Genomic DNA, 7,835 nt, shown 5'->3' with positions numbered 1-7,835 from the left:
TTAGACTACATATGCGAGTTTCATGGTCCGATGACGGGAACGCTCAATATAGTCGATTGAAAAGGAAGATTGCGAGTAAAGTGTTATTTTTAAAACCAGGATTCCGATGGGCATCCTGGTTTTTTTCATTACGATACGCAGAATGAAACATCGGTTTGTATGATTTAGCAGCTGGAACAATGAAAAAGATACAAAAAAAACATATTGCGCTGTCCCTGTTGATAGTTTTGGTGGGGACGCTGTTTTTGTGGTATATCGACCGCCCAGATCGACATAACTATATAAATGACCGACCTTTGATTGCAATAACCATTGATAACATAAGCGATTATTTTAAACCGAACACGAAAATAAATACCCTAGAACCGGAACAGCTGGTCGAAATAGAAGGGCGGATCAAGGAAATCAATACCCTCAATGGCAGACATACCATATTATTAAAGGGTACCTTGGATCAATCGCCCTATATTATTTGTGATATGCAAAAGGGACAGGAAAAGGAACTTGAATTGCTCATAGAAAATGACACCATCAGGGTAAAAGGTGTTTTCAAAGGATTTTTAAAGGATGCCGTTTTCTTACATTGTATTGTAACCCACCAAAACCTCCATGAATAGGTTCCTCATTTTAGTGTGTTTTATGCTGTGTCCCAGTCAGCAACTGGTCGCTCAAAAAGTGATAGCCAGACAAGGGCGGATCGCCTTTTTTTCCTATACCCCAGTGGAAAACATCAAGGCCGAAAACAATCAGGTGTTGAGCATCATCGATTTTTCAAACGGTCGTATTGCGGTGAGTATGCTTATGAATGCCTTTATCTTTGAAAAAGCCTTGATGCGCGAACATTTCAACGAAAGTTATGTGGAGTCCGATTTGTATCCGAAGGCGACGTTCGAAGGGGAGATACTTGATTTTGACCCGCTGCTCAAAGAGCAGCAGACCCGTATCATCAATGGCAATTTCACCATGCACGGCGTTTCGCAAGCACTCGAGATTAAGACCAAGATCGACTATAAAGATGGCAACTATGAAGTGAGTGGCAGTTTTGAGGCCATGGTCAATGATTACGAAATTAAAATTCCACCGCTTTTGGCGGGGAATATCGCAAAAGTGATAACCGTAGATTTTAGATTTGAATATGAGCCCTATCAAGAATAACATCGTATTGGTGATTTTACTGTTTTTAGCAGGGATATCAGGAAGTGCCCAAGACCTTCTTCAGATTTTGGAAGAAGAGCGGCCCGAGCAGTTGCAGTATGCCGAGGCTACTTTTAAGACCACCCGCATAACCTTTGGCCATTCGGTAGAGACCCGAAAAAAGGGCATATTGGAAATTTTTGTCGCCAACCGGTTTTGGGATAGCCCCGCACCACGATCACAAAGCTTTTTTGCCGACCGTTTGAGTACCCGTTTTGCAATGGAATATGCCGCGACCGATCGGCTCTCCACCGGTTTGGGGGGCACCACTTGGGACGGTCTCTTCGATGGCTTTCTGAAGTATCGCTTGTTTCGCCAATCGGACGGAAAAGAAGGCCCTCCGGTCAGCGTTACCCTTTTTCAGAATGCAAGTTATTACAGTAAGGGCGAAATCAATCCGGCAATTGAAGATGCCTTTGCCGACCGGATCTCGTTTACCACTCAGGCCTTGATCGCCTCGAAGGTGAACCGTAATCTTTCGCTGCAACTAGCCCCAACGTTCGTTCACAAAGGGGTATCGTATTATGGGGAGCCAAACAATGACCATTTTGCATTGGGCATCGGTGGCCGTTATAAATTGGGAAGCCACCTTTCCTTTGTCTCTGAGTATTACTGGTTGCTCAACCCCGCGGAGGCGCCGCAGACCTTTGGCCCTTTTTCTGTAGGAGTCAATTGGGAAATTGGTGATGTAATGCTACAGTTTATGTTGACCAATGCAGTCGGCATGGTCGAGGAAGCCTTTGTCACCGGTACGCGAAACAATTTTAATTTCCGTAGCCCGAACCTGAATTTTGGCTTTAACGTTGCCTATATTATCCATTTTAAACGGAACCTTCGAAACTAATTCCTGTTTTTTCCCTTCGCAAAGAGCGAAACCAAAAACCCAACAAGAAAAATGGCGACCGTTCCGAAAACTATCGTAAGATAGGCGTGGAACGAATTTCCGATAGCATCAGGCCCAAGAAAAACGTTCGACAGGCTCAGCCAGAGAATAACCAACAGCCCGGCAATAACCCCGACAATGGCTCCCACTACGTTCTTTTGTCTCGAAAAAATCGCCAATAGAAATAAGCCCAGCATTCCCCCGCTAAAGATAGATGCCAATTTCCACCAGGCATCCAACGCACTTTTTACGTTGATCATGGCGATGGCGATACTAATTCCGACAATACTAATGATTGCCGAAGAAATGTACAGCACACGCAGACCTTCCTTGTCGGAAGCCGTTTTCTTGAAATACTTGTTGTAGTAGTCCGTAAGAAAGACAGTTGCAGAGCTGTTGAAACTGGTAGAAATCGTACTCATTCCCGCAGCGAAAATCGATGCTACGAGTAGTCCGCTCAGCCCCGCCGGAAGCACGTTAACTATAAAGTAGGGAAAAACACGGTCACTCTTGGTGATAACCTGCAGGTCTATTGGGAGTGTCGCAACGGAATCATAGTAAACAAAAAGTGCGGTGCCTATAAAAAGGAAAAGTGCGGAAATCGGAACGTACAATAATCCGCCGACCAAAGCGGATTTTTTAGCCTCTTTTTCGGTCTTTGAGGCCATATAGCGTTGAACGTAATTTTGGTCTATCCCGTAGTTTTGAAGGTTTATAAAGATACCATATACAAAGATCACCCAAAACGTAGGATCGGCCAGGCTCGCATCGAAACTTCCGAAACTGAATTTGTCATTTTTTGCGGCGAGTTCGAAGACCTGTCCCGGGCCATCCGGCATAGAAAATAGAATAAACGCAACACAGGCCAAAGCCCCGACAATCAGTATAATGCCCTGAATGGCATCCGTCCAAAGTACCGCGGAGATACCGCCCAACATGGAATAGACGGCTACGACCGCCCCGGTAAAAATTATTATCGTAGCAATGTCCCAACCAGTAACCGCGTTCAAGGTCAAGGCAAGTAGATAGAGAATGGTGCCTATTCGCATCAATTGTGTAAGCAAATAGCACAATGAGACATAAATTCTCGCCCACGGCCCAAAACGCTGTTCCATGAAGGTATAGGCGGACGGGCTGTTCACTTTTCGGTACAACGGCACAAAATACTTGGCCGCTATCACCGATGCAATGGGCAGCGAAAGGCTAAAGGCAAAGGCGTTCCAATTGCTTTGAAAGGCGTTTCCCGGCAATGCCAAATAGCTGATACTGCTGACAAACGTGGCGAAAATGGACATGGTAACGACCCAGCCGGGAATATCGTTATCGCCCAACGTGAAGGAAGAGGAGGTTCTGTTTCTTTTGAAAAAAGACCCACCGAATACCGCGATACCAACGATGTAAACGAAAAATACGACTAAGTCTATAGTGTTCATGGTTGAGTACAATCTCCGGTGGCCGTTAAAGGGTTATAATGTGTTCAAAATCGGACAATCTCAATACCCAATTCTTCGGATAACTGGTGAAAAACGTTCATAACGGTATTCAATTTATTCAGGTCCTGGGGTTTCATCCGGGTTCTATGGGTTCTGCAATTGGTCTCAATATCGAAACCTCTTTTTTGTAGGAAGAGTTTGGCGGCATACGGATAATTACGGTGGATTATCGTATCCATCATGTTCAGGGCGTCATTGAGTTTTTCGACTTCCTTTTGCTTTCCTTTATCATTCAAACGGGCCAGAAGTCCGCTAAAAAGTTCAGGATATAGGTTGGCGCCAATCGGGGAAAGCCCTCGGGCACCATATTTCAATGATTCAATACCGGTCGGAACATGGGCGTTATAGACTCCCAAAACGGTATTTTTTGTTACATCGATTTTCGTTTTAATATCGTCAAGGTCGCAGCTGGTATCCTTATGGTAGAGAAACCTGCCGGAATCGGCAAGCCATCCCAAGGTTTCCGGAACCATCAACCTCTTATACGGCACCGGACATTCGTATAGCCCCAAGGGAATGGATCCCGTTTTGGTCATCAACATTTCCATATTGGACTTAAAAACATTGTCTTTCCCTTGTTCGTTACAGGGCTGGTTCGTACTGATGACCACTGCTTTGATACCGGTATCGTATATCTTTTTTATAAAGTTTGCCGACACCCCTATATCGTTACTAAAGGATCCGGTCGCGATTACGGGTAGTCGCCCGTTGACCGTTTCGACTACGGTTCGGGTGATACGTAAGCGTTCGCCATCGGTCAACTGGAACATCTCGCTTGATAGGCAATTGGCGAAAAGACCGTCGGCTCCGCTGGCGATGTAGAACTCGGTCAATCGCCTTAAAGTATCCAAATCGAGTCGGTTCGAATCGTTGAAAGGGGTGAGCATCACCGGCCATAGCCCTTTTGCTAACTTTTGCATTTATTTGTTATTTTTCAAATAGTAAAAATGACCGTCTTCGGCACCCAATAGCAGATCGGGTCTTCCGTTCTTGTCCCAATCGACGGGGTTCGGCGACGTGGTGTGCCCGGCTATTTTTTGTTTCGACAGGTCGCCCTTGAATCGTAGGATTACCTTTCCGGGTTCACTTCCAGTATTTTCGAACAGCACGGCATTTTTTCCGTTAACGATCAGATCAAGGTCACCGTCTTGGTCCCAATCCGCAAAACATAGTTTTCTTCTGCCACTGGCACCGTATTTGCCCGAATTTAAGTGTAACGGACCTGAAGTACTGTCTTTTATATTGTTTTTGTTGTCGAATACCGAACCATCCGTTCCGTAAAATATCCGCTGTCCCGGTTTTAGCGTTAGGCCACCATTATTATTGAACCGTTCGAAAAAGGCCAAGTATCCTTCATGGTCCAGCATGATCAAATCCATTAGTCCATCTTCGTTCCAGTCGATGGTGTACGGGGTGGTGCGCCATTGGGTAGCCAGTTCCGTTTTTTCTGGGCTCCACCAGTTCCATTCGGGTTTGGGAACCTCGCTGTCTCCCCAGTCGACCGCGATAGGCTGGGCCGGCAGTAATTTCGAACTCTCTTTTTTGCCAACGTTCTTGTGCCATTCGATCTTTCCCCATATCGAATTTACGATGATATCCTTTAGTCCATCACCGTCCCAATCGTTTACCGAGAGGGTGGTGTAGCCCCATTTCTTTTCTGCTGGCCCCTGAATCGAGCCGTTATCACCGGCTAGATATCTTATTTCCTTTCCATCGGCCTTCAAGCGTTTTGGTGCGGCCCATTTCGGGGGATTACCTCCATTCAAATTTTCGATAAAGCCGATGTAGCCAGCGGTATTTCCTGAAATGAGGTCTTCGTCACCGTCGTTGTCCCAGTCTACGCTAACCGGCGTCGCCAATGCGCCGAATTTGACATAACCTGCCTTTTGTTGGAAGTAAGCGGGGGATTTGAAAATGGGCATATTATCGGCTACGACCCCTGTGTTTTCGACAAGGGCCACCCGGCCATCCTCATCGCCTACAACCAGATCGATGTCCCCATCCCTGTCCCAATCGACCGACGAGGGAATGATCATTTCCAGGTCCATTTTTATGATGCCCGACGGATTGGTCAGGAATCGACCTTTTGAAAAGACGGGCTTTTCGCGGCTACCCGTATTCTCGAACCAGGTAAGGGTATCGACAAATTCCCCACAGATCAGATCCAAATCGCCGTCACCGTCAAAATCGTTCATGTTGGGAGAAGGGGCGCCGTAAACGTCTATGGGTTTTCCGTCCGCAATAAGGGTTCCTTTGTTTACATACTTCCCGTCCATGTTTTCAAGGAGATAGACATAGCCGTGAAGCGGACCGTTCGTCCAATTCCCCTTTTCATCGAAAGCATTGTCCCAGCCGTAGTCGCCCCAATCGTCTATGCCCACAATCAGGTCGAGGTCACCATCCTTTTCATAATCCACATACTTCCATTGGCTAAAACGAATCTTCTGATGGCCTTTCTCAAGCTCGTCCTTTAAAGGCAACATTTTTGGGTCGGAGAAGATACTATCCTTAAAATCGAGGTATTCGACGCCACGACCGAGAACCTTAAGCGTTCCATCCTCCGAATAAACTTGAAGATTTTTCATTCCTTCCCCGATTTTCACCGGCTTTTCAAAAATAGGCGTTTTGTAAGGTTCTTTCGATGCGTTCTCAAAGAAATAGGTACCGTTAAAAGGCGTATCGGGACAGGAGACCACCAGATCCATATCGCCATCGTTGTCGAAATCCATGGGTAACGGCCACGCCCACAAGCCTACGCCAAGGTCGACCGAGAGGCCGGGATTGTTGTACTCTACCATGGAAAAGTCCTTGCTTTCAGGTTTATCCTGAGATATAGCTTCCGTAGGATTTTGAAACAGGATGCCCAGAAATAGAATGGTAACTTGGGATGGATACCGAAACCAGTTGGTTTTTGACATGAGTATAATTTATTGCAAAAGTGTTGACCCCGACGAATTAAAGCTTCCCTTTGAGCTTTTCGGGGTTCAAAACCACATATTTCACGGTCTTCCGATTCCATGTATAGACCAGATGAATCTTGCCGTCATCGGCTTGCACTATCGTAGGGTATGAATATTCTTCGCCCTCCCTGTCGGTGGTTTCCCGTACGGGTTCAAGGTCAAGAATACGGTCCCAGTGCTGTCCATCGGCGGAAATTGCAAGGCTGAGCGGCACCCGATCACCCCAATTTTTTTCTGTAGGGTTATAGACCAAGAGCTGACGACCGTCATTGAGGGTAACCCCATCGATACCGGAATTCGGATTGGGCAAAGATGTAGCCGTCATTGTACTCCATGTTTTTCCGCCGTCTTCCGACCAGTTTTGTGTGACCATATTATTTTTTGTTCGACTGAGCAGTTGAAGCTTGCCTTTGCCGTAATTTAAGATAACAGGTTGAATGGCACCGAATCTTTCAGGATTGTTCAAGGGGCCTGAGGCCGTCCAGGTTTGGGCATTGTCGGTACTTTGTTCTATATGGATGGTCCACTCGCCCGAAACGGTCTCTTTGCTCGAAGGGGAAAGAATAGTGCCATTGTTCAGTTGAACGGGCTGATTTTTTATGGGACCTAAAATGCCTTTGGGAAGTTTCACAGGTTTTGACCAGGTTTTACCGTTGTCTTCGGACGTCATATAGAGGCCCCACCACTCTTGCGGACTGGGACCCACCTTGTAAAATAGGTGTAGCGGTTGCCCTTTGGGTCTGAACAAAACCGGATTCCAGCAAGGGTGACGGGCACCATTTTCCTGTATGCCGTTGGCGACTTCGACAGGTTTCGACCAGGTTCCGTCCGTATGGCGCGATACCCAAATAACGACATCCTTGTTTTTTTCCTTGGTGCCACCAAACCAAGAGGCGATGACCGTTCCGTTGCTCACTTCTAGGGTAGAGGCATGGCATTCCGGGGTAGGGGCGTTCTCGATGTCATAAATAAATTCCTCGGTCAGTACGGCAGGGTGGTCGATGGGCATAACTTCGGGCAGTTTGACGGATTGGGCTTTACTGATAAAAGCGCACAGTGAAAACAGGAGCAAGTAAGAACACTTCATATAAATTTCTTTGGATGGCTTCTGTACCAAAAATAACGTATTATCCCTAATAAATTAAAAATCAAGGACTGAAAGAATTCGGTGGTGGAAATGACTGATCGGAGGGGCACCCGTTAAAAGTTTACAGTAAGAACACAGGGAAAAATTGGTTTTGAACCCAGTAAAGAATAGTTTTGAACAAACGGACTACACTATGAAAATCCAAAAAAGTATTTTAC

Annotated in this window: 7 protein-coding genes; 3 read left to right on the top strand and 4 right to left on the bottom strand. The window is 46.2% G+C overall.

Annotated features, from left to right (window positions below; genetic code table 11):
- The first annotated feature begins 179 nt into the window (after nt 1–179).
- From ACEW8S_RS16540 to ACEW8S_RS16530, 3 genes are read left to right on the top strand one after another with little or no spacing between them, the layout of a single operon-like run.
- Nucleotides 180–617, top strand: a complete 438-nt coding sequence (locus ACEW8S_RS16540; RefSeq protein ID WP_373519224.1) for a hypothetical protein — start codon at nt 180–182, stop codon at nt 615–617.
- Nucleotides 610–1,155, top strand: coding sequence for a YceI family protein (locus ACEW8S_RS16535; RefSeq protein WP_373519223.1), 546 nt, complete (start codon nt 610–612; stop codon nt 1,153–1,155). Before ACEW8S_RS16540 ends, ACEW8S_RS16535 begins: the two co-directional genes overlap by 8 nt.
- Entirely contained in the window at nt 1,136–2,038 is a 903-nt protein-coding gene (locus tag ACEW8S_RS16530; RefSeq protein ID WP_373519222.1) for a DUF5777 family beta-barrel protein, read from the top strand. The genes ACEW8S_RS16535 and ACEW8S_RS16530 overlap by 20 nt, the downstream gene beginning before the upstream one ends.
- On the opposite strand, the gene ACEW8S_RS16525 is transcribed toward ACEW8S_RS16530, so the two are convergent.
- From ACEW8S_RS16525 to ACEW8S_RS16510, 4 genes are read right to left on the bottom strand one after another with little or no spacing between them, the layout of a single operon-like run.
- A complete protein-coding gene (locus ACEW8S_RS16525; RefSeq protein WP_373519221.1) occupies nt 2,035–3,510 on the bottom strand; it encodes a sodium:solute symporter in 1,476 nt (491 codons plus the stop codon). The two genes, ACEW8S_RS16530 and ACEW8S_RS16525, sit on opposite strands and share 4 nt — an antisense overlap.
- Nucleotides 3,511–3,554: 44 nt before the next feature.
- Entirely contained in the window at nt 3,555–4,490 is a 936-nt protein-coding gene (locus tag ACEW8S_RS16520) for a dihydrodipicolinate synthase family protein (RefSeq protein WP_373519220.1), read from the bottom strand.
- Entirely contained in the window at nt 4,491–6,488 is a 1,998-nt protein-coding gene (locus tag ACEW8S_RS16515) for an FG-GAP repeat domain-containing protein (RefSeq protein ID WP_373519219.1), read from the bottom strand.
- 37 nt (nt 6,489–6,525) lie between these two features.
- Nucleotides 6,526–7,617, bottom strand: coding sequence for an exo-alpha-sialidase (locus ACEW8S_RS16510; RefSeq protein ID WP_373519218.1), 1,092 nt, complete (start codon nt 7,615–7,617; stop codon nt 6,526–6,528).
- Nucleotides 7,618–7,835 lie beyond the last annotated feature (218 nt).

It is taken from the genome of Pricia sp. (assembly GCF_041745955.1).
Classification (GTDB): domain Bacteria; phylum Bacteroidota; class Bacteroidia; order Flavobacteriales; family Flavobacteriaceae; genus Pricia.
This window is presented reverse-complemented; position numbering and strand designations above follow the sequence as displayed.